The following is a 21653-nucleotide window of genomic DNA, read 5'->3' as shown; positions in this document are numbered from 1 at the left end:
GGGCCGGACCTCGCGGCTCTTGCCTTTTCATCGCATCACGGAGGATCACGCATGCCGCAAGCCTGTGGGAGTGCCGTGTGGATGGACCTGTTGCTGCTGCTCGCCGTGACTGTCGCCGCGGCGTTGATTGCGGTGCTGATGGTGGCGTTGGCCGCGCTCTCGCGACGACAGTTCGGCCGACGTTCGGCGCAGCGGCATTCATGCGTGCGCGAACGCGATCTGACACGCAGGCCCCGGATGCTTGCATTGCTTGGCAGCGGCATCGGTTTGGCGGTCGCGTCGACAGGCTTTACGCGCTACCTGTTGGCAGCGGCGCGCGAGAACACCGAACGCATCGAACTGTTTGCAGCCGTGTTGATCGGCGCGCTGCTCTTTGCGATCTCGGCGATTGCGTTCTGCAAGCTGCGCGGCGCATTGCAACTCGAGGCGGTCGCGCGGCCGGGACATCACGTCGTCAATCTGTTTGCGCTGTTTTTATGCGGATGGCTCGGTTACGGCTTCGTCACTGAACAGGCACAGCCGTTCGGACTCGCGGCATTGCTCGCGACGGGCGCGCTGGCGTTGGCAATGGGCGTGCATCTGATGCTGAGCCGCGAGTACTCGGCCGATCCCGCTCACGCGGCGAATCGCGTCAGTTGCGCAGCGCGCATGTATGCCTTCGCCGCGCGTAGCGATGGCCTGGCGATCGGCAAGCCGGGCCTGCTCGCGAACATCGAGTGGCATGGCGGGGAAGAGCAGACGTGGGCGCTTCGCGATGTCACGCCGGCGATGATGCGCGTGAGCGCCTCTGCAGATAGTCGGGATGGGCGTGATGGTAGACGCGGCAACGGCCGCCAGCGCGACTGTGCACGCCAATGCGCGCACGAGCGGCCGATTCATTTCACTACACGTCGCTGATCAATGATGCATGCGCCGCCAGGAGACCTGATTGCCAATAGCGAAGACGGCGGGACGATGATCCCGCCGCCCGAGTCTTTTTCGATGCTTCTAGTCGCCCACGGTCGCGGCGAATTCGCTGTAGTACTGCGTCTTCCTATGCAGAATCAGTTGCGCGAGAAAGTCGGCATCGTACGCCCGATGCAGGTGGCTGTGATAGCGCTCGATATAAGCGGTGATTCGCGCCAACTCGCCATTGAACTCTTTCAGCATGTCGAGCGTCGCACGGTCCCAGCGAAACCGCAGCCCAAGATCGCTGAACGCGGCATTGTAGGCGCTCAGATGCGCATCGTCGTGTTGGTCTTTGTGATCCGCCGCCGCTGTGCGAGCGTTGCGTGTACTGATACGGGATTCAACCGGAGCGTGGTTCATGATCGGCCTCCTCGGCTCGCAAGTGAAAGAACTCGCTTGCAGCATAGAAGTCGCGATCGATTTGCAATAGTTAAAGTTTTATTGGCTTTCCATAGCCTACGGCTTATGCACGCTCAGTTCCTTCACGCGGGTGATCTTTTCGATCAGATTGGCGCCTTCCTCCATCAGGAAGCGTTTGAAGGCGACGGCAACCGGTGGCAGACGCTTGTTCTTCCGATGCACGACATACCAATTGAGCATGACCGGAAAGGTTTCGACGTCGAGCACGACCAGATGACCCAGTTGCAATTCGAGGCTGATCGTATGGGCGGACAGAAACGCGATGCCCATGCCGGCGATGACCGCCTGCTTGATCGTCTCGGTGCTCTTGATCTCCATCGCAATCTTCAGATTGGACAGCCGGCCGGCAAAACCTTCTTCCATCGAATTCCACGTGTCCGAGCCGCGTTCGCGCACGATGAACGCTTCGTTCGCGAGTTGACTGAAGCGGATATTGCGCTTGTGCGCAAGCGGATGAGTGGGCGCCGCGACGATCACGTACGGGTGCGGCGCGAACGGTTCATTGGTCGCGTCGGTTTCGTGCGGCGGACGCACCATGACCGCGAGGTCGGTCTGATTGGTCGCCAGTTGATGAAGCAGTTCTTCGCGGTTGTGTACCGCGAGATTGAGATCCACACCCGAATAGCGACGCGTGAATTCGGCGAGAAGGCGCGGAAAGAAATAGTCGCCCGCGCTAATCACCGCAACATTCAGTTTGCCGCCGGAGACGCCCTTCAACTGGCTCATCGCTTCGTCGACTTCATGGAACTGCTGCATGATCGCGCGGCTGTAGTGGAGCATTTCCGTGCCGGCCGGCGTCAGATAGATCTTCTTGCCGAGTTGCTCGAACAGAGGCAGCCCCGCATGTTCCTCGAGTTGCCGGACCTGGGTGGAAACGGCCGGCTGAGTCAGATGCAATTCCTCCGCGGCGCGCGAAAAACTCAGGTGGCGCGCTACCGTTTCAAAGACCTTCAGTTGCCGCAGAGTTGCATTGCGCATCGTCATGGTCGATGTATAAGGAAACGTGAATCAACATAATAACAAACTTTAATTATGAGTAATTCAGCAATGACCCTAGCATGAAACTTATAACAAGCCGAATAGCTGCTGTAATACGCGGGTTAACGCATAGATATGTGGTGTGGCGGACTCAATAGCGGGGGAATAACCTGTAATGATTACCGGCTGAAGCGTGGTTCTGGTCGGAATAAAGCAAGAATTTTATAGAAGACGAGTTCGGGGATCTGCGGAAACAAAAAAGCGTCAATTGAGATTTTTCCCGAATAGGAAGTTCTCGGGCCATAACGATAAGGCGGGACACATCCAGCGCGGCGCGTCAGCCGGCTGCACTAAATAAATAGTGGAGACAAGGCTCATGAACGATATCACCCAGCAATCGACGACCCGTATGTCCTGGCGTAACCGATGGTGGCAACTCGTCATCGGCATGGTATGCATGGCGCTGGTGGCGAATCTGCAATATGCGTGGACGTTATTCGTGGCCCCTATGCATGCGCGGCATCACTGGAGCGAGGCGTCGATCCAGCTCGCGTTCTCGATCTTCATTCTGACCGAGACGTGGCTCGTGCCGTTCGAGGGCTGGCTCGTCGATCGATTCGGGCCGCGCCCGGTGGTGGCAGCCGGCGCGGTATGCGCGGGTTTGTCGTGGATTCTCAATTCGCATGCGACTACGCTCGGCATGTTGTATTTCGCCGCGGTGATTGGCGGGATAGGCGCGGGCGGTGTGTATGGAACATGCGTCGGCAACGCGCTCAAATGGTTTCCCGACCGGCGCGGTCTCGCCGCGGGTTTGACGGCCGCGGGCTTTGGCGCAGGCGCCGCGCTGACGGTGATTCCGATTGCGAACATGATTACGCGCCGCGGCTATGAAGAGACGTTCCTGTTCTTCGGCATCGTGCAAGGCGTCAGCATTCTGCTGCTCGCGATGCTCCTGACGCGGCCGATCTTGCGTCAGCCAGGGGTACGCAAGAGCCGCTTCGCGGTGTCGAAGGTCGATTTCACCTCGCGCCAGATGATCAGAACGCCAGTGTTCTGGGTGATCTACGCGTCGTTCGTCGCGGTCGCGGCGGGCGGCTTGATGGCGACCGCGCAGATCGGCCCGATCGCGAAAGACTGGGGCATAGCGCGCATTCCGATGACGGTCTTCGGCGCGACGTTGCCGCTGCTGACCCTCACGCTGTCGATCGACAATATCTTCAACGGCTTGACGCGTCCGCTGTCCGGCTTCATCTCCGACAAGATCGGCCGTGAAAACACGATGTTCGTGATCTTCATCGGCGAAGGGCTCGCGTTGCTCGGCATGATGCAGTTCGGCAGCAATCCGTATGCGTTCATGGTCTTTGCCGCGCTGATCTTCCTGTTCTGGGGCGAGATCTTCTCGATCTTCCCGGCGACTTGCGCCGATACGTTCGGCAGCAGGTACGCGGCCGCCAATGCCGGCACGTTGTACACCGCGAAGGGCACGGCCTCGTTGCTGGTGCCGATCGCGTCGATACTCGCGGCGACGGGCGGCTGGAGCCTTGTCTTCGTCTTCGCCGCCGTCATCACGATCGCAGCCGGCATTTGCGCGAAGTTCATCCTCGAGCCGATGCGCGCGCGGTGGATCGAATCGCACAACGAACCTCAGGGCGCGCTGGCCGTCGCGGGTCATGGCAATGGCAATGGCAATGCGTCGCGAATGAGTCACTGGCCCGGACAGTCTGGCGAATAACGTGAGCGTCGCGCGCCCGGAACCGATGCCATGAATGTTTCGCTGCAGCAACTCAAGGTATTCGTCGCGGTCGCGCGCGAGCGCAGTTTCACGCGCGCGGCGCGCGAGTTCGATCTGACGCAGTCGGCCGTGAGCCGTTGCGTGCGTGAACTGGAAGACGCGGTCGAATTGAAGCTGTTCGATCGCACGACACGCCAGGTCGAACTGACGAATGCGGGTGCGAGTCTCGAGAGAAGAATTGGCCGGCTGCTCGACGAAATCGAATTGACGCTGCTCGAAGAGCGCGATGCTTACGAGGGGCACACGGGCGTCGTCTTATTCGCGAGTAATCCGGTGTTGTCATCGGGCTGGGTGCCGCAGGCTTTGGCGCAGTGCGCGTCGGTTTTTCCCGAGCTGGTCGTATCGGTCAAGGATCAACCTCAAAGCAGCGTACTGGCCAGTGTCGAGCAGGGCGAGGTGGATTTCGGCGCGGTCTGTGTGACTGTACCTGTCGATAGTCCTCTACTGCACGCTCAGGTACTTTTCACTACGCCACTGCAGGCGGTGCTTCCATCCGCGCATCCGCTAGCGCGGCAAGACAGCATCGGATGGCACGCGTTGCGCGAATGTCCGCTGATAACGCTGAATGCCGATACTGGCGTGCGTGCCGCGCTCGCACCGGTACTCGCCGCGAACGGATCGAAGCGCCGGCCGTTGCAGGAACTCGGACACGTCGCGGCCGTAGCGCGCATGGTCGAATTGGGACTGGGTGTCGGCGTATTGCCTGTCGATGCGCATTGGCCTTCGCCGGGCGCTTCGTTGGTGAGTCGTCCGCTGGTCCCCGAAACGGCATTGACGACGGTACTCGTGCACCGCAGAAATCGCTCGCTTCGTCCCAATGCGGCTGCTGCGTGGGCGCAGTTCGTTGCGTCGACGACTGATCATTCACCGATCGCGAACGAAGCGCCTGCCGCAGCCGCGACGCCAAGCTTCAACTGGCGGTCCGTGCGGCAAAGCCTGTTGCCGGAACCTTAGACAGGGGCCGACCAAAAAGCTTGCGCGGCGCGCGGCATTCGATCGATGCGCCGTCAGTCAACCACATAACGTCCTACTCAAGGAGCTTCATGATGGAAATCCAGACCGATCTCAGGCACCATGATCTGCTGATCGACGGCAAGCGCATGCCGCCAGGCACCGGGGAATATTCCGTCGACATCAACCCCGCGACCGAGGAGCCGATCGCACGGGTGGCGCAAGGCAGCGCCGCCGACGTCGATGCCGCGGTGCGCGCCGCGCGCGGCGCATTGAAAGTATGGAATTCGATTCGGGCCGCCGAACGCGGGCGCATCCTGCAACGTCTCGCGGGCCTGATGCGCGAGAACATGGAAGAACTCGCCGCGCTCGAGAGTCTCGACGGCGGCAAGCCGATTGGCGCGGTGATGCGTCAGGACGTGCCCGCCGCGATCGATACCGTCGAATACTACGCAGGCTGGTGCGACAAGATCAACGGCCAGGTGGTGCCGACGCGTCCCGATGCATTGACCTATACGTTGCGCGAACCTGTCGGCGTGGTCGCCGCAATCGTGCCGTGGAATTTTCCGCTGATGATCGGCATGTGGAAGATCGCGCCCGCGCTCGCATGCGGTTGCACGCTGATCGTCAAGCCCGCCGAGATCACGCCGCTCACCGCGTTGCGCATCGGCGAGCTGGCGCTCGAAGCGGGCGTGCCGCCGGGCGTGCTCAACATCGTCACCGGCAAAGGCAGCGTGGTGGGCGACGCGATGGTCTCGCATCCCGGTATCGACAAGGTCACGTTCACCGGTTCGCCTTCGGTCGGACGAGGCATCCTGCAGGGCGCGGCGGGCAACTTCAAACGCGTGACGCTGGAACTCGGCGGCAAGTCGGCCAACGTGATTTTTGCCGACGCGAATCTCGACAATGCGGTGCGAGCTGCGGCGTCGGGCGTGTTCTTCAATACAGGGCAAGTGTGCTCCGCCGGGTCGCGGATACTCGCGCATCGCGACGTGTATGACGAAGTGGTCGAGCGTCTGGCCACGCGCGCGAAGTCGATCAAGGTCGGCGACCCGTCGCTGCGCGAAACGTCGATGGGACCGCTGATTTCGGCCGCGCAGATGAAGACCGTATTGAGCTATGTCGACACGGGACGCTCGGAAGGTGCATCGCTCGTGACGGGTGGCGCGCGCGTCGGCAATCGCGGCTTTTTCGTCGAGCCAACCGTGTTCGCGAATGTCGAGCACGAAATGCGTATTTCGCAGGAAGAAATCTTCGGGCCGGTGGCGAGCGTGATCCGTTTCAACGACGAAGCGGACGCGATCCGAATCGCCAATGGCACGTCGTACAGTCTCGCGGCTGGCGTGTGGAGCGCTGACTTGAGCCGCGTGCATCGCGTGGCGCGCGACCTGAAGGCGGGCACGGTGTGGATCAACACCTACGGCTATACGGACGTGCGTTTGCCGTGGGGCGGTGCTGGCGATTCGGGCTTCGGTCGCGAGCATGGCGATGTCGCGATCGAGAACTTCACGGAACCGAAGGCGGTGTGGGTGGCGATCGATCAATAGCGGCAAATGCGAAAAAGGATCGGATGCATGGCATCCGATCCTTCAGGTCGTGTTGCAAGACGAAAGGGAATTGACGAGTACTCGGTCAATTGCCCTGTAAAGCCATCTTCTCGCGCAATTTGATCAGTGCGAGCACGACGTCGATAGTGGGTGTCGGTTCGGCAACGAGTCGCCCCATTTCCTGCACGACGGTCAATAAAGGATCGATTTCCATCGGCCTGCGGTGCTCGAGATCGACGAGCGTTGATGTCTTGTGCGCACCGACCGCACCCGCGCCATCAATACGCCTTTCCACATCGACGCGAAAGTGCACGCCGAACTGATCCGCGATTCGCTTCGCTTCGAGCATCATCGTGCGTGAGACCGCGCGCGTGCCCGGGTCACTCGTGAGCACATCGAGCGTTGCATGCGTCAATGCGCTAATCGGGTTGAAGCACAGATTACCCCATAGCTTGAGCCAGATTTCGTCGCGAATGTTGTCGCGAATCGGCGCTTCGAAGCCGGCCGCCTGCATGATCTCGTGCAATTGCTCAACGCGCGGGGTGCGCTCGCCACTGGGTTCGCCGATGGGAAACTTCTTGCCGTACACGTGTTTGATCACCCCCGGTTCGACGATCTCCGCCGCCGGATAGAGTACGCAGCCAATCGCGCGCTCGGGTCCGAGCTTGGTCCATTGCGAACCGTCGGGGTCGACGCTCGTCAGCCGAGTGCCGGCAAAGCGCCCGCCGTGCTGATAGAAGTACCAATATGGAATGCCGTTGACGCCGGTAACGATCGCCGTGTGCTTGCCGAGTAGCGGTTGCATGGAATCGACCACGCCAGGCAGCGAATGCGCCTTCAGCGTCACGATGACGAAGTCCTGAACGCCGAGTTCGCGTGGATCGGACGTGCAGCGCACCGGCGCGCTGAACGTTTCGCCATCCATGATGAGGCGCGCGCCGTGTTCACGCATCGCGGCCAGATGCGGGCCGCGCGCAATGAAGCTGACGTCCGCGCCGGCGCGTGCCAATTGCACGCCCATTAAACCGCCAATCGCTCCCGCTCCGAAGATGCAGATCTTCATGATGTCGCTCCGTGACGATGAAAAAGCCGTTCGCCCAATGCCGCATTGCAGTCATTCGCGGCCGGTCACGGTTCGAGCATAAGGTGGCGCGACGAATGCTGATAGTTAAAGTTTCTCCGTCGATGTATTAGTTATTCGTTATGAAAAGACCGCGATGTGAAGGCTGCTTCGACTGTCGGCCTCGATACCTCAGCCGCGCCGAACCAGCAGAAAACTCACGCCGATTGCCGCGAGAAATCCCCCGCAGCAGCGATTGAACCAGCGGCGGATCTGCGCGCGCATCAGCCATTTGCCGAGATACATGCCGGCCCACGAATACAATGCAATCGCCACCCATTCGAGTACCAGAAAGCTCGCGCCGAGCGCGGCGAATTGCGGCAGTATCGGCTGCGCGACGTCGACGAATTGCGGCAGGAATGCGGTAAAAACCAGAATCGCCTTCGGATTGCCCGCCGCCACGAAAAACTCGTGCCGGGCAATGCGCGAGAGCGCGGCCTCCTGGGGTTGCGACGTATCGATTGCGGGTGCGTCGCTGCGCCACAACTGGATCGCGAGCCAGATCAGATAAGCGGCGCCCGCGAGTTTGATCGCCAGAAAGATCCACTCGGACGCATGCAGCACGACCGCGAGACCGGTCGCGGCGAGTGCGAGCATCATCGCGAAGGCGAGCAGCCGGCCGCTGCCGCCAACGAACGCTTTCATGAAGCCATGACGCGCGGCCACGTTGATCGAAAGCAGGTTGTTGGGCCCGGGTGCGAGGTTGATGGCGAAGCAGGCGGGTAAAAAGAATAGCCAGGCGGTAAGGGACATGACGGCTTGCATTCCGAACGGGAGATCACGATGCATCGCGCGCGATGCGTTGCCGGGATTGTAGCGAAACCGCGCCGCGCCTCGGCCAGCCGCGTGCTCAGTTCACCGCATTGATAAAGCCTGGATCGCCAATCAATGTATCGACGCTGAGCTTGACCGTGTCTTCGATCGCGATCGTGTTGCTGGTGAATTTCGGCGACTTCTGCTTCACGGTGCGCGTGGTCGTGTACATGACTTTTTGGGTCGCCGCATCGATGACCACGTAGTGCATCTTCAGCGTCCACAGCGCCGGCGAGCGCCTATCGTCCACCGTGAAGGTTTCGATGCTGCCGCTGAGCACGCGTTTGTTGTCGTCGATACGAAAACCGGCCACTCGCAGACTATTCGCGACGCCATTGCGCACCACGAGGCTGACGTCGTCCTTCAGCACGAGCCCGGTCATCCCGGTATTTTCGATGCGGTTCGGCGAGATATGACCGTCGCGCGCGGACAGATACGCGAAGTCGCGTGCAGGGGCGACGCTGAGCGAGCCGGTGCCGTGGGTTTTCGTGTGCGTTGCGCTGGCGCTGCTGTTCAGGCCGAACCATGACCACGAGCACGCGGACAGCAGCGTGGGCAGCAGTATGGCGCCGCAGCCCTTGAGCACGACGGATCTCAACGGCGAACGCGCAGCAGCCATGCGGGAGAAAGCGGCGGTCGAAGTCAGAGGAGTTGCCCTTTTCAGTGGAGTCATCCCGGTGAAGAACAGCATGGTAGCAGCGAACCGGACCGTCGAACCTTCAAACGGATGTTTTCGGAATTGCCCGCGTCAGGCCCGGACCTGAGCCGTTCAGAAAAAGCCCGCCTTTCCTTGCGTGATATCGATCAGCGTTGCCTTGGCGTCGTCGAGTGCGTTGGCGGGCACGCGCATCGTCATCTTCACCAGCATGCCGTAGGCGCTGTCCACGAGCGCATAGCCTTCGGCGTCCATCCATCGACGGACTTTGGCTTCGTCGGCATAACTCACTTCGACGCCCAGCAACACCTGGGCAATCCTCTCGACGCGCGGCGCGTCGAGCAGCGCGGACGCGATCGCATCGGTGTACGCGCGCACCAGACCGCCCGTGCCGAGCTTCACACCGCCGTAATAGCGCACGACCGCCGCAAGCACGCCATCCAGATCGTGATGCCGCAGCACTTCGAGAATCGGCCGACCGGCGGTGCCGGACGGTTCGCCGTCGTCGGACATGCCGGACTGGCCGCCCGCCAGCAGCGCCCAGCACACATGCGTCGCGGCAGGATGTTCGTCGCGCAGACGCTGCAATTCGGCCATCGCGGCATCGCGATCGGCGACCGGGATCGCATGCGCGATGAAGCGGCTCTTGCGAATCTCGAGTTCCGCGCTCAGTGGTGCGGGCAGGGTATAGGTGGGCAAGGCGGAAACGTCGGTGGATGAAAAGAAGCACACGGTAGGCGGCGCGATGTCCGTCATGGTAACGGATCGTCGGTGCCAGCGAGGCGCAAGGGCCGCTTCGCGGGTTCGTCTACAATGGTCCGCTGAACGCGCGCCCGTCATTTAGACCCCGCGCGTCGCAAGGAGACGAAATGCTTGACGTATCCACGTTGGGGACGTTCGTTGCCGTCGTGCTAGGGCTCTTTCTGATTCCAGGGCCGGCCGTGCTGCTAGTTTTGACGCGCACCGTGCACGGCGGACGTAAAGCCGGCATTCTGACCGGTCTCGGTATCGCAACTGGCGATTTCGTGCATACGCTGGGCGCCGCGGTTGGCCTCTCCGCGCTGCTGATGACGTCCGCGCTGGCCTTCAATGCGGTGAAATTCGTCGGTGCCGCGTATCTCGTCTATCTGGGCATTCGCGCGTTGCGCGAAAAGCAGGCGAGTGCGCACCTGCCGGTCGTCGCGCCGGTGTCGGGTTCGAAGGCGTTCTTGCAGGCGATTCCCGCCGAAGTGCTGAACCCGAAGACCGCGCTGTTTTTCCTTGCGTTTCTGCCGCAATTCGTGCGCCCCGAACATGGCTCGACGTTTCTGCAGTTCGCGGCACTCGGGCTGATTTTCGTTGCCATGAGCGCGCTTTATACGACGCTGATCGTCCTGACGATGCGGCCGCTGGGCAAACTCGTGAAGCGTTTGACGTGGTTGACGCGCTGGCAGAACAAGCTCATCGGTGTGCTGTTCATTTCGCTCGGCCTGCGCGTGGCAGTGCAAACACGCTGAGTCCGGAAGCGCGAGTTCAGGACGGCGCCAGCAGGATCAGCGACCCAACGACGCGACTGTTAAGCATTGCAAGGCCACGATGCCATGGCACGCGCGATTCAGGAGACAGCGATGAATGAAGACGCAACTTCGACGGCGCGCGCAATCGAGTTCTGGTTCGACTTCGGCAGCAACTACAGCTATCTGAGCATGATGCGGATCGAAGCGTTGGCGGCCGCGCGCAACGTGACGATCGTCTGGCGGCCGTTTCTGCTCGGTCCGGTATTTCGCCAGCTCGGTTTCGACAACTCGCCCTTCGTACTGCAGAAAGAAAAAGGCGCGTACGTGTGGAAAGACATGGAGCGTCAATGCCGCAAATACGGCATTGCGCTCACGCGCCCCAGCACGTTTCCGCGCGCGGCGCTTCTCGCGATGCGTGTCGCGCTGCTGGGTGCGAACGAGCCGTGGATCGGTGCCTGGTGCCGCAAGATCATGCAGTTGAATTTCGTCGACGACCGCGACATCGGTTCAATCGATGTCGTCAGTCACGCGCTCGACTCGCTTGGCTTACCGGCGCAGAGCGTGATCGACGCCGCGCAGAGCGACGCGAACAAGCTCCGCTTGCGCGAGCAGACCGAACGGGCCATCAACAAGGGGATTTTCGGTGCGCCGACGTTTTTCGTCGGTGGGGAGATGTTCTGGGGCAATGACAGGCTGGAGGACGCGTTGGACCATTGCGACGCGATCGCGGCGCGTCATTGAACGTCAGCGGGAGCGCTTAATCAGCCTGCTGGCAGAAGCGCCGACCCGGCACGTGAGAGACCACGGCCTGGGCGATTTCGAGCGGAGTACTTTCGGCGGGAACGACGCGACGGCTCGGTTCGGGCGCGTGCTTCATCGTCCATTCGACGAGCCGGTATGAACGGCCCCAGGGCGGTTGCAGCGGATCGGAGACCTTGCAGGAGTGAATCTGGCGAGTCCATTCATGGCCGGGCATCGCACGCAGGTGTTCGACTACCATCTCTTCAACCATGATTTACCTCCTTCTTGTGCGCGTAACCGTTTTCGGTCGCGCTTCTGGCACCCCTCAAGAAAAAGCGCCGCCGATGTTCTGGCGGCTCAACAGGGGATGTGCCACATACTTGCAGGGAACAATTAAGCGAAACTTAAGAACCGCAATCATTACGCAAACGGATCTCATTGCGTGTAAGCGAGTGCAAGTGAATGCAAGCGAGAGCTGACAACAGTGGGCATGAACGCTGGCAGGCCGGCCGACACGTCGCGAGCCTGCCCTCAAGACCCCGGCGGATCGGCCGTTATCAGTAGAGTTGGGGCGTCGACCCCGCTTCGCCTTCAGGGCCGCCTTACTGATACCGTGACGAATCTCGCCCAAACGCCGCTTGCCGAGCGCCTTCGCTCGCTCGTCGACACCGTGCAGCACAACGAGCGCACGTTGCGCCGCTTCCAGAACGTCGAGTTGCGGTTGATCGGCGCGCAGGATTTCGCATCGTTTCTCGATACGTTGTTCAGCCATCTGCCGAGGGAGTTCTCGCTCGCGAACGTGGTGCTGTGGCTCGACGAGCGCGCGCCAATGCTGCTCGAACTGCTCGAGCCGGGCAACCTGCGCGCGCTCGATCATGCGCAGCTGAAGACGTCGCGCGAGGGCGGTCTCGTCGCGCAATCCTTGTGCGAAGACGATCGGCCGTGGCTCGGCCGCCCTGGCGAACTCGACGACGACACGCGCCGCGCGTTCTTCGGTGCCGCGCCAGCTCACGTGCCGGCCAGCGCGATCCTGCTGCCGCTCGCCGCGGGCACGAGCGTCAGCGGCTATCTATGCCTCGGCAGCGACGACCCCGCGCGCTTCGGCGCGGGCATGGCCACCGACATTCTCGAGCGCTTCGCGAGCATCGTCACCGCGAGTCTCGACAACGTCGCGCATCGCGAGCGGCTCAGGCAGCTCGGCATGACCGATTCGCTGACCGGCCTCGCGAATCGCCGCTATTTCGACGAACGGCTGCGCGAGGAGTTGATGCGCGCGGCCCGTTATCGCGTGCCGGTCGCGTGTCTTTTCATCGATATCGACGGTTTCAAGCGCATCAACGATAGCCACGGCCATCAGAGCGGCGACCGCGCGCTCGCGGCGGTGGCCGCCTGCGTGCGACAGCAGGTGCGGCTTGGCGACACCGTCGCGCGCTATGGCGGCGAGGAGTTCGCCGCGCTGCTGCAAGGCGATCGCAGCGACGCGTTGACCGTCGCGGAACGCGTGCGGCGTGCGGTCGAGAATCTCGACGTGCGCGACGAGCACGGCGAGCTCATTGCATTGACCGTGTCGATCGGCGTGGCCGGGCGCGTGGTCGCCGGCAGCCCGGCCGAGGCGATGTCGCTCGGTCAGGCGATGATGGACGAGGCCGATCGCGCGATGTATCAGGCCAAGCGCAACGGCCGCAATCGTATCGAGGCGCAGGTCGATGCGCTCGACGAGCAGGGCTGATCGACCGTAACTAACACTAACTACGCGTCACACTCCTGCCGCATCCGGCGGCACCCCGAGCAGCTGCAACGCGCCGCCCATCACGCCGCTGAACACCGGTCCAGCGACCGTGCCGCCATAGTACGCCTTGCCAGCCGGATCGTCGATCATCACGGCGACGATCAGGCGCGGATCGCTCATCGGCGCCATGCCGACGAACAGCGCGCGGTGGCGGTTCTTCGCGTAGCCCGCGCCGATCTGCTTGCGCGCGGTGCCGGTCTTGCCGCCGACGCTATAACCCGCCACGGTCGCGGCGCGTCCGGTGCCGCCGTTGCCCATGGCCATTTCGAGCATGTTGCGGATCGCGCGCGCGGTGCCGGGCGTCGTGACCGATTCGCCGCGCTCGGCGAACGACGCGGGGCCGTCCGCGTCGAGCGGCTCGCGCAGCAGGCTCACGCGCCTCAGCGCGCCGTCGCCGGCATAGGCGGTGTAGACCTGCGCGATCTGCAGCAGCGATACCGACAGCCCGTAGCCATACGCCATCGTGGCCTGTTCGATCGGGCGCCAGCGTTGATACGGCCGCAGCTTGCCGGCGGCCACGCCAGGGAAGGGCAGCTCGGGCTTCAGACCGAGCCCGTATTGCCGATACTTGGTCCAGATCGTCTCGGCCGGCAGATTCAGCGCGAGCTTTGCCAGCGCGATATTGCTCGACTTCTGCACCGCCTCGGCGACCGTCATCGCGCCGTGATTCGACGTGTCGTGAATCACGGCCGGGCCGATCCGATACCAGCCGGGCGCGGTATCGATGATGCTCTGCGGCCGCACCTTGCCTTCGTCGATCGACAGTGCCACGACCACCGGCTTGATCGTCGAGCCCGGTTCGAACGTGTCGATCACCGCGCGGTTGCGCAACTGCCGGCCGGACAGGTGCGTGCGGTCGTTCGGATCGAAGCTCGGGTAGTTGGCGAGCGCGAGGATCTCGCCGTTGCGCGCATCGAGCACGACCACGCTGCCCGCTTCGGCGCGGTGCTGCGCGATCGCGGCTTTGAGTTGTGTGTACGCGAGTTGCTGGATGCGCCGGTCGATCGTCAGATGGATCGTGGCGCCGTTGCGCGCGGGCACGAGCGGCCGCGTCTCCGAGATCACGCGGCCGAGCCGGTCGCGGATCACCTCGCGGTGGCCGGGCACGCCTTGCAACTGCGCATTGGCGGCGAGTTCGACGCCTTCCTGGCCGTTGTCCTCGATGTCGGTGAAGCCGACCACGTGCGCGGCCGACTCGCCCTCGGGATAAAAGCGTTTGGTGTCGGCGATCTGCGTGATCCCGGCGAGCCCGAGGCGCGACAGATGCCCGGCAGTGTCGGCATCGACCTGGCGCTTGAGCAGCACGAAGCTGCGCTCGCCGTTCAGACGCCGACGCAGTTCCGCGAGCGGCAGATCGAGCAGCTTTGCCAGCGGCGCGAACGCGCTTTCGTCGACGAGCTTCGGCGTGGCCCAGATTTCGTAGGTCGCGAGACTGACCGCGAGCATCGAACCATTGCGATCGACGATCCGGCCGCGCGTCGCGTCGAGTTCGAGCAGGCGCTGATAGCGCTTCTGCCCTTGGTCGACGTAGAAGTCCTGATTCACGACCTGCACCCAGAACGCGCGGAGCGCGAGCGTCGCGAACGCGCCGAACACGAGCAGCACGACGAACTTCGAGCGCCACGCGGGTAGTCGCGCATCGAGCAGCGGGTTCTTCGCGGCTAAGGCATAGGGATCGGACGACGGCGGTTTTTTCTGGCGGATCATGGCGGCGGGCAGCGGACCTCACGTACTTTCGATTGAACGAGGCCGCCAAAGCCACGAGGCCTGGCGGCAAGGACTGTCGCCGGGCCGATTGTAAATAAAACGTAAGTTAAATGCGAGGAGTGTGAAAGGAGGTGCGTTCGAGCTGGAGCAAAGGCGAGCCGAGCCGAAGCTTGATCACGAAAAGCCGCGCGGACTTGCAAAATCCGCGCGGCTGATTCGTTCGATTGATGCGTCGACTCCGACGCGGCGTGTTGAATAGGCGCTCCCTGCCTGTGGGGCGCCTTCTTTTTTCGCGCCCGTTGCGGGCACGGCGGGGCAAGCTCAAGCCGGCAACGCGAAACTCGCAATCGCGTCGCGCAACACGGCGACCTGGTCCTTCAGCGAATGCGCGGCGGCCGCGGCCTGTTCGACCAGTGCCGCATTCTGCTGCGTGACCTGATCCATCTCGCCGACCGCGCGATTGACCTGTTCGATGCCCGCGCTCTGCTCGCGCGACGCGTGGCTGATTTCTTCGAGGATCTCGTTGACCCGCCGCACCGACTGCACGATCTCGCCCATTGTCGCGCCCGCGTTGGCGACCAGTGACGAGCCGGTCTCGACGGTATCGGTCGAGGTTTCGATCAGCGCCTTGATCTCCTTGGCGGCCGTCGCCGAGCGCTGCGCGAGGCTGCGCACTTCGGCCGCGACCACCGCGAAGCCACGGCCCTGTTCGCCGGCGCGAGCCGCCTCGACGGCGGCATTCAGCGCGAGGATATTGGTTTGGAACGCGATGCCGTCAATCACGCCGATGATGTCGCCGATCTGCCGCGAGCTCGCGGTGATCTCGCCCATCGTGCGCACCACGTCGTCGACCACGCGGCTGCCGCGCGTCGCGACGTTCGCTGCGTCGCTCGCGAGTTGCGCGGCCTGGGTCGCGCTGTCCGCGTTCTGCTTCACGTTCACCGTCATCTGATCCATGCTCGACGCGGTTTGCACGAGCGCCGCCGCCTGCTCCTCGGTGCGCTGCGACAGGTCGGTGTTGCCCGCTGCGATTTCGGTCGCGCCGACGTTGATGTTCTCGGTGCCCTGGCGCACTCGCGAGACCGTGTCGACGAGTCCCGCCTGCATCGTGCGCAGCGCATGCAGCAGGCTGCTGTTGTCGTGCGGCTCGATCGGCACCGGCGTCGCGAGGTTGCCTTGCGCCATCAACCGGGCGTGCTCGACGGCCACTTCGAGTTCGCCGCCGAGCGAGCGGCGGATGCTGCGCAGCACGACCAGCATCACGACCGTAGAGAGCGCACCGAGCGTGACGGTGATCGCGAGCCAGCGCAGCAGGCTGCGGTAGAACGCGCTTTGCACGTCGTCCATGTACATGCCGGTCACGAGGTACCAGTCCCACGGCGCGAAGTGCATCGAGTAGCTGGTCTTCGCGACGGGCTGCTCGCTGCCGGGCTTGGCCCACAAATAATCGACGAAGCCGCCGCCGTCGTGATTGCCCGAGTTGACGATATCGACGAACAGATGATTGCCGGCCGGATCGGTGAACTGCGCGAGGTTCTTGCCGATCAGTTCGGGCTTGATCGGATGCATCAGCATGACCGGCTGCGAGTCGTTGATCGACAAATAGCCGTCCTTGCCGTAGCGCATCGCGCCGAGCGTCGCGAGCGCCTGCTTTTTCGCGTCGTCCTCGGACAGCGCATGCTGCTGGGCGAGCGAGTAGTAGTGGCCGACGACGTGGTTTGCCTCTTCGATCAACGAGCGCAATTGCTCGCGTCGGTCCGAGATCATCGATGCGCGGTTCTGCCACGCGCCGAACGCGCCGATCAGGATCAGGCCGACCCACAGAACGGCGATCATGGACGCCAGTTTTCGGTTCAGAGTCATAGCGATGGGAATAGGCGTTTTGGCCAGTAAGGTCCATTGAATTGCGGTCGGATGCCGCTCGCTGTGTTTACGGCGCGAAATGGCATTGATCGAGACAGGGAAAACCCGCTGTTCGACATCGCTGTTCGTCCGATTAATAGGCGAATTTATTGAGGTTTTTAAGCGGCGTTCATGCGCGCAATTCGAAAAAGATTTTTGTGCATTATTCGCGAATCTGAATTAACCGGCGATTTTCGGTAAATCGCAGCGATTGAAAAATGCGCGAGAAAATCGACATGAAAAATGCCGGCGCTGGTCTGCGTAAAACCTGATGAGCCCAATCCAGGAAGGCTCACACCAACCTCCCACAAAACGCCAATCAAATCCAAAAAATCCCGTTAAATGGTCACGAATGCAAAAAACAACACATTTTTCCACTTAAGCGCAACCACGAAAGACCGCTGAGACCTTCAAAGACTCGTCATAAAAAATTCCGCTATAGTCGCCCTTTTCCGATTGCCAGCCTGGCATGGAAGAACGCCAATAAGCCCGCCACCAGGAGTCCCGAAGAATGAATGCACGCGATCCCGCTTTCGTTTCCCAGTCCCGCAGCGCGCGCCTGCGCCAGATGCTCGTCAGCAGCGAACTCGAATTCATGATGGAGGCGCATAACGGCCTGTCCGCGCGCATCGTTCGCGAAGCTGGGTTCAAGGCGATCTGGGGCTCGGGCCTCGCGATCTCCGCGCAGTTCGGCGTGCGCGACAACAACGAGGCGAGCTGGACGCAGGTGGTCGATACGCTCGAATTCATGGCCGACGCGAGCGATCTGCCGATCCTGCTCGACGGCGACACCGGCTACGGCAACTTCAACAACGTGCGCCGCCTCGTGCGCAAGCTCGAACAGCGCGGCATCGCCGGCGTGTGCATCGAGGACAAGCAGTTTCCGAAGACCAACAGCTTCATCAACGGCGAGGCGCAGCCGCTTGCCGATATCGACGAATTCTGCGGCAAGATCAAGGCGGGCAAGGACTCGCAGAACGACGAGCATTTCTCGATCGTCGCGCGCGTCGAGGCGCTGATCGCGGGCTGGGGCATGGACGAAGCGCTGCGCCGCGCGCAAGCGTACGCCCAAGCTGGTGCCGATGCGATCCTGATTCACAGCAAGCTGTCGCGCCCCGACGAGATTCTCGAATTCGCGCGCGAATGGGCCGGGCGCGCGCCGCTCGTGATCGTGCCGACCAAGTACTACAGCACGCCGACCGAGGTGTTCCGCGAAGCGGGCATCAGCACCGTGATCTGGGCGAACCATCTGATCCGCGCGGCGACCTCGGCGATGCAGGCCGTCGCGAAGGAAATCCATTCGAGCGAGACGCTCGTCAACGTCGAGGACAGCATCGCGGCCGTCAACGAAATCTTCCGTTTGCAGGACGCCGACGAATATTCGGAAGCCGAAGACCGCTATCTGTCGAGCGGCCGCGCGGCCGGCTCGGCCGTCGTGCTCGCCGCGAGCCGCGGCAAAGGCCTTGAAGCGGTGACCGGGGACCGCCCGAAGGTGATGCTGCCGATCGCCGGCAAACCGCTGCTGCGCTGGCTCGTCGACGCGTTCAAGAAGCAGGGCGTCAACGACATCACCGTGGTCGGCGGCTATCGCGCCGACGCGATCGATACCGCGGGCATCCGCCTCGTGGTCAACGAGCAGCACGCGCAGACCGGCGAGCTTGCCTCGCTCGCATGCGCACTCGACCACCTGACCGGCGACACGGTCATTTCGTACGGCGACCTGCTGTTTCGCAGCTACATCCTGCGCGATCTGGTGGAAAGCGAGGCCGCGTTCAGCGTGGTCGTCGATTCGTCGCTGACCGATGCGGAGAACGCGAGCGTGCGCGATTTCGCGTGGTGCTCGGCCGCCGACGACCGCGGTCTGTTCGGCAACAAGATCGTGCTGCGGCACGTCGCGAGCGGGCGGGAGCAGTCGTCGGCGGCGGGCGTCGCCCCAGTGCCGCATGGCCGCTGGGTGGGTCTGCTGAACGTGCGCGGCGCGGGTCGCGAGCGCCTGCGGGCGGTCATGCGCGAGTTGCGGACGCGCGACGATTTCGCGGCGCTCGACATGCCCGCGCTGCTGAACGCGTTGATCGAAGCGGGCGAGTCGATCGAGGTGCAATACGTGCACGGCCACTGGCGCGGCGTCAACGATCTCGACGATTTCCGCCGCGCGGGCGACTTCGCGCACGCGCAGGCGCCGTTCGCGACGGCCGTCGGCGGCGGGGCGACGACGAACGATGCACACGGAGGCGCGCAATGATCGAAGCAGCACAGTTCGTCGAGGCGGCGCGCGAGCGCGGTTTCGACTGGTACGCGGGCGTGCCGTGCTCGTATCTGACGCCCTTCATCAACTACGTGCTGCAGGACGAATCGCTGCACTACGTGTCGGCGGCCAACGAGGGCGACGCGGTCGCGCTGATCGCCGGCGTTACGCTCGGCGCGAAAAACGGCCGGCGCGGCATCACGATGATGCAGAACTCCGGGCTCGGCAACGCGGTCAGCCCGCTGACGTCGCTGACGTGGACCTTCCGCTTGCCGCAACTGCTGATCGTCACGTGGCGCGGCCAGCCCGGCGTTGCCGACGAGCCGCAGCACGCGCTGATGGGCCCGATCACGCCGGCGATGCTCGACACGATGGAAATTCCGTGGGAGACGTTCCCGACCGAGGCCGACGCGATCGGTCCGGCGCTCGATCGCGCGATCGCGCACATGGACGCAACCGGCCGTCCGTACGCGCTCGTGATGCAGAAGGGCAGCGTTGCGCCGTATGAACTGAAGGACGGCGGCGCGCCCAGGCGGCGCACGCCGGTCGAGCCTCGCGCGCAGTTTCGCGACAGCGCCGCGAACGAACTCGCGACGCGCCACGACGCGCTGCAAAAGGTGATCGCGCATACGCCGCTCGACTCGACGGTGGTGCTCGCGTCGACCGGCTTTTGCGGCCGCGAACTCTATGCGATCGACGATCGCGCGAACCAGCTATACATGGTCGGCTCGATGGGCTGCGTGACGCCGTTCGCGCTCGGCCTCGCGCTCGCGCGCCCCGATCTGCGCGTGGTCGCGCTCGACGGCGACGGCGCCGCGCTGATGCGCATGGGCGTGTTCGCGACGCTCGGCGCGTACGGCCCGTCGAATCTCACGCACGTGCTGCTCGATAACGGCGCGCACGACTCGACCGGCGGCCAGGCGACGGTATCGTCGCAGGTGTCGTTCGCGGGCGTGGCGGCCGCGTGCGGTTACGCGTCGGCGGTGGAGAGCGACGATCCTGCGATCATCGACGAGCTGTTCGCGGCGCCGCCGCTCGACGGGCCGCGCTTCGCGCGCCTGACGATCCGCCGCGGCACGCCCGACGGCCTGCCGCGCCCGACCATTACGCCGCCCGATGTGAAGACGCGCCTGATGCGCCACATCGGCGCGATCTGAACCCAACGCCAACAGGAGCGCCCATGCTGCTGCTCAACCCCGGCCCGGTGACGCTCACCGAACGTGTCCGCAACAGCCTGTTGCAGACGGATCTGTGCCATCGCGAGAGCGAGTTTTTCGATCTCCAGGAAGAGGCGCGCACGCGTCTCGTCGACGTGTACGGGCTCGACCCGAACGAATGGCAGGCAGTACTGATGACCGGCTCCGGCACGGCCGCCGTCGAAAGCATGACGGCCGCGCTGGTGCCGCACAACGGCAAACTGCTGGTCGTCGAAAACGGTGTGTACGGCGAGCGTATCGCGCAGATCGCCGCGCAATACGGCATCGCGCACGAAGCGCTGAAGCACGACTGGATGGACGCGCCCGATCTGGCGAAGATCGCCGAACGGCTCGACGCCGACAAGTCGTTCACGCACGTCGCGGTGATTCATCATGAAACGACCACGGGCCGTCTGAACGACATCGCGGCGCTCGGCGCCTTGTGTCGCGAGCGCGGCCTGCGTCTGCTGGTGGACGGTGTCAGCAGCTTCGGCGCCGAAACGATCGATTTCGCGGACGCGAGCCTCGACGCGCTCGCGGCGACCGCCAACAAGTGCCTGCATGGCGTGCCGGGCGCGTCGTTCGTGCTGGTGCGGCGCGCGGCGCTCGCGCGCGCGGCGAGTCGCACTTACTACCTCGATCTCGCGCGGCTCGCGCGTTTGCAGGATCAGCGCAACACGCCGTTTACGCCGTCGGTGCACGCGTATTACGCGCTGGTCGAGGCGCTGCGTGAGCTCGCCGACGAAGGCGGCTGGCGCGCGCGTCACGCGCGCTATGCGGCGCTTGCCGAGCAGGTGCGCGCGGGGCTGGCGGCGCGCGGCATCGACAGTGTGTTGCCGGCCGGGCAGTCGTCGGTGGTGTTGCGCGCGTACCGCTTGCCCAACGGTATCGCGTATCCGCAACTGCACGACGCGCTGAAGGCGCGCGGCTTCGTGATCTATGCGGGGCAGGGCGGGCTGTCGGCGGAGCTGTTCCGCATCTCGACGATGGGCAACATTCACGCGGCCGATATCGAGCGCCTGCTGCAGGGCTTCAGCGACTTGATGCGCTGACGCTGCGCCGAGCGGTGCGCCGCGACCGCGCCGCTCGCGGCTCCCTTACACCGGATCCTTGTCCGGCGGCCCGTCAGGCCGCTGCGGCTCCTCGGCATGATGCCCCGGCGACGGCGGCACGAGCGGGTCGGCTTCCGGGTCGCGGTTCGGATCGGCGTTCGGGTCGGGAATCGGGCTGGTGTGCATGTCGTAGCTCATTGCGTCACCCTTGCGGTTGAAATGCGCGGGTCCGGCCGAAGCGGCTTGATACCGCCGATGTGTGCCGCCGCGTCGGCTATCTGTCTTCAAGCGTAGGCGCTCG

The 21653-nt window shown here is 63.4% G+C and carries 20 protein-coding genes; 10 read left to right on the top strand and 10 right to left on the bottom strand.

Annotated features, from left to right (window positions below; genetic code table 11):
* Nucleotides 1-51 precede the first annotated feature (51 nt).
* On the top strand, nucleotides 52-897 hold the full coding sequence (locus OKW26_RS00470) for an NAD(P)(+) transhydrogenase (Re/Si-specific) subunit beta (RefSeq protein WP_429352322.1): 846 nt from the start codon (nucleotides 52-54) through the stop codon (nucleotides 895-897).
* Between the two features lie 90 nt (nucleotides 898-987).
* On the opposite strand, the gene OKW26_RS00465 is transcribed toward OKW26_RS00470, so the two are convergent.
* Nucleotides 988-1308 (bottom strand): hypothetical protein, encoded by a 321-nt coding sequence (locus OKW26_RS00465; RefSeq protein ID WP_429352321.1) that lies wholly within the window; start codon nucleotides 1306-1308, stop codon nucleotides 988-990.
* Nucleotides 1309-1404: 96 nt separating this feature from the next.
* The gene (locus OKW26_RS00460) at nucleotides 1405-2352 is read right to left on the bottom strand and encodes a LysR family transcriptional regulator (protein WP_018424728.1); all 948 of its coding nucleotides are present in this window, start codon (nucleotides 2350-2352) and stop codon (nucleotides 1405-1407) included.
* A gap of 370 nt (nucleotides 2353-2722) precedes the next feature.
* Between OKW26_RS00460 and oxlT the strand changes: the two genes are divergently transcribed.
* The 3 genes from oxlT to OKW26_RS00445 all read left to right on the top strand — a co-directional run bounded on the left by oxlT (nucleotide 2723) and on the right by OKW26_RS00445 (nucleotide 6636).
* Entirely contained in the window at nucleotides 2723-4078 is a 1356-nt protein-coding gene (gene oxlT / locus OKW26_RS00455; RefSeq protein WP_429352320.1) for an oxalate/formate MFS antiporter, read from the top strand.
* Between the two features lie 30 nt (nucleotides 4079-4108).
* Entirely contained in the window at nucleotides 4109-5092 is a 984-nt protein-coding gene (locus tag OKW26_RS00450; protein WP_429352319.1) for a LysR family transcriptional regulator, read from the top strand.
* Nucleotides 5093-5184: 92 nt separating this feature from the next.
* Entirely contained in the window at nucleotides 5185-6636 is a 1452-nt protein-coding gene (locus OKW26_RS00445; protein ID WP_184060772.1) for an aldehyde dehydrogenase family protein, read from the top strand.
* A gap of 85 nt (nucleotides 6637-6721) precedes the next feature.
* Here OKW26_RS00445 and OKW26_RS00440 read toward each other — a convergent pair whose 3' ends face one another.
* The 4 genes from OKW26_RS00440 to OKW26_RS00425 all read right to left on the bottom strand — a co-directional run bounded on the left by OKW26_RS00440 (nucleotide 6722) and on the right by OKW26_RS00425 (nucleotide 9980).
* On the bottom strand, nucleotides 6722-7699 hold the full coding sequence (locus OKW26_RS00440) for a 2-dehydropantoate 2-reductase (protein WP_429352318.1): 978 nt from the start codon (nucleotides 7697-7699) through the stop codon (nucleotides 6722-6724).
* A gap of 189 nt (nucleotides 7700-7888) precedes the next feature.
* Nucleotides 7889-8509 carry a LysE family translocator gene (locus OKW26_RS00435; protein WP_026226576.1) on the bottom strand — a complete coding sequence of 207 codons (621 nt, stop codon included), beginning with the start codon at nucleotides 8507-8509 and terminating at the stop codon, nucleotides 7889-7891.
* Between the two features lie 97 nt (nucleotides 8510-8606).
* Complete coding sequence (locus OKW26_RS00430) at nucleotides 8607-9188, bottom strand: hypothetical protein (protein WP_429352317.1); 582 nt, start codon at nucleotides 9186-9188, stop codon at nucleotides 8607-8609.
* A gap of 150 nt (nucleotides 9189-9338) precedes the next feature.
* Nucleotides 9339-9980, bottom strand: a complete 642-nt coding sequence (locus OKW26_RS00425) for an IMPACT family protein (protein WP_429352316.1) — start codon at nucleotides 9978-9980, stop codon at nucleotides 9339-9341.
* A 113-nt stretch (nucleotides 9981-10093) separates the two neighbouring features.
* On the opposite strand from OKW26_RS00425, the gene OKW26_RS00420 reads away from it, so the two are divergent.
* Together OKW26_RS00420 and OKW26_RS00415 are read left to right on the top strand one after the other, a co-directional pair.
* Nucleotides 10094-10720, top strand: coding sequence for a LysE family translocator (locus OKW26_RS00420; protein ID WP_429352315.1), 627 nt, complete (start codon nucleotides 10094-10096; stop codon nucleotides 10718-10720).
* A gap of 111 nt (nucleotides 10721-10831) precedes the next feature.
* Nucleotides 10832-11461, top strand: coding sequence for a 2-hydroxychromene-2-carboxylate isomerase (locus OKW26_RS00415; RefSeq protein ID WP_184060509.1), 630 nt, complete (start codon nucleotides 10832-10834; stop codon nucleotides 11459-11461).
* A 16-nt stretch (nucleotides 11462-11477) separates the two neighbouring features.
* Here OKW26_RS00415 and OKW26_RS00410 read toward each other — a convergent pair whose 3' ends face one another.
* On the bottom strand, nucleotides 11478-11732 hold the full coding sequence (locus OKW26_RS00410; protein WP_090809319.1) for a DUF2866 domain-containing protein: 255 nt from the start codon (nucleotides 11730-11732) through the stop codon (nucleotides 11478-11480).
* A 342-nt stretch (nucleotides 11733-12074) separates the two neighbouring features.
* On the opposite strand from OKW26_RS00410, the gene OKW26_RS00405 reads away from it, so the two are divergent.
* Nucleotides 12075-13190: a diguanylate cyclase gene (locus OKW26_RS00405; RefSeq protein ID WP_429352314.1), complete on the top strand. Its 1116-nt coding sequence runs from the start codon at nucleotides 12075-12077 to the stop codon at nucleotides 13188-13190.
* 27 nt (nucleotides 13191-13217) lie between these two features.
* Here the strand turns inward: OKW26_RS00405 and OKW26_RS00400 are convergent, their stop codons facing one another.
* Entirely contained in the window at nucleotides 13218-14957 is a 1740-nt protein-coding gene (locus OKW26_RS00400; protein ID WP_429352313.1) for a peptidoglycan D,D-transpeptidase FtsI family protein, read from the bottom strand.
* Between the two features lie 321 nt (nucleotides 14958-15278).
* Nucleotides 15279-16820: a methyl-accepting chemotaxis protein gene (locus OKW26_RS00395; RefSeq protein ID WP_429352312.1), complete on the bottom strand. Its 1542-nt coding sequence runs from the start codon at nucleotides 16818-16820 to the stop codon at nucleotides 15279-15281.
* Between the two features lie 550 nt (nucleotides 16821-17370).
* Here OKW26_RS00395 and aepX point away from each other — a divergent pair.
* From aepX to OKW26_RS00380, 3 genes are read left to right on the top strand one after another with little or no spacing between them, the layout of a single operon-like run.
* Nucleotides 17371-19101: a phosphoenolpyruvate mutase gene (gene aepX / locus OKW26_RS00390; RefSeq protein WP_429352311.1), complete on the top strand. Its 1731-nt coding sequence runs from the start codon at nucleotides 17371-17373 to the stop codon at nucleotides 19099-19101.
* Nucleotides 19098-20261, top strand: coding sequence for a phosphonopyruvate decarboxylase (gene aepY / locus OKW26_RS00385; RefSeq protein ID WP_429352310.1), 1164 nt, complete (start codon nucleotides 19098-19100; stop codon nucleotides 20259-20261). Before aepX ends, aepY begins: the two co-directional genes overlap by 4 nt.
* A gap of 23 nt (nucleotides 20262-20284) precedes the next feature.
* On the top strand, nucleotides 20285-21352 hold the full coding sequence (locus tag OKW26_RS00380; RefSeq protein WP_429352309.1) for a 2-aminoethylphosphonate aminotransferase: 1068 nt from the start codon (nucleotides 20285-20287) through the stop codon (nucleotides 21350-21352).
* A 45-nt stretch (nucleotides 21353-21397) separates the two neighbouring features.
* Here the strand turns inward: OKW26_RS00380 and OKW26_RS00375 are convergent, their stop codons facing one another.
* Complete coding sequence (locus OKW26_RS00375; RefSeq protein WP_166618176.1) at nucleotides 21398-21550, bottom strand: hypothetical protein; 153 nt, start codon at nucleotides 21548-21550, stop codon at nucleotides 21398-21400.
* Nucleotides 21551-21653 lie beyond the last annotated feature (103 nt).

It is taken from the genome of Paraburkholderia sp. 32 (genome assembly GCF_050435345.1).
Lineage (GTDB): Bacteria > Pseudomonadota > Gammaproteobacteria > Burkholderiales > Burkholderiaceae > Paraburkholderia > Paraburkholderia tuberum.
The sequence above is the reverse complement of the archived record's forward strand: the minus strand, read 5'-3'. Positions and strand labels throughout refer to the sequence as shown.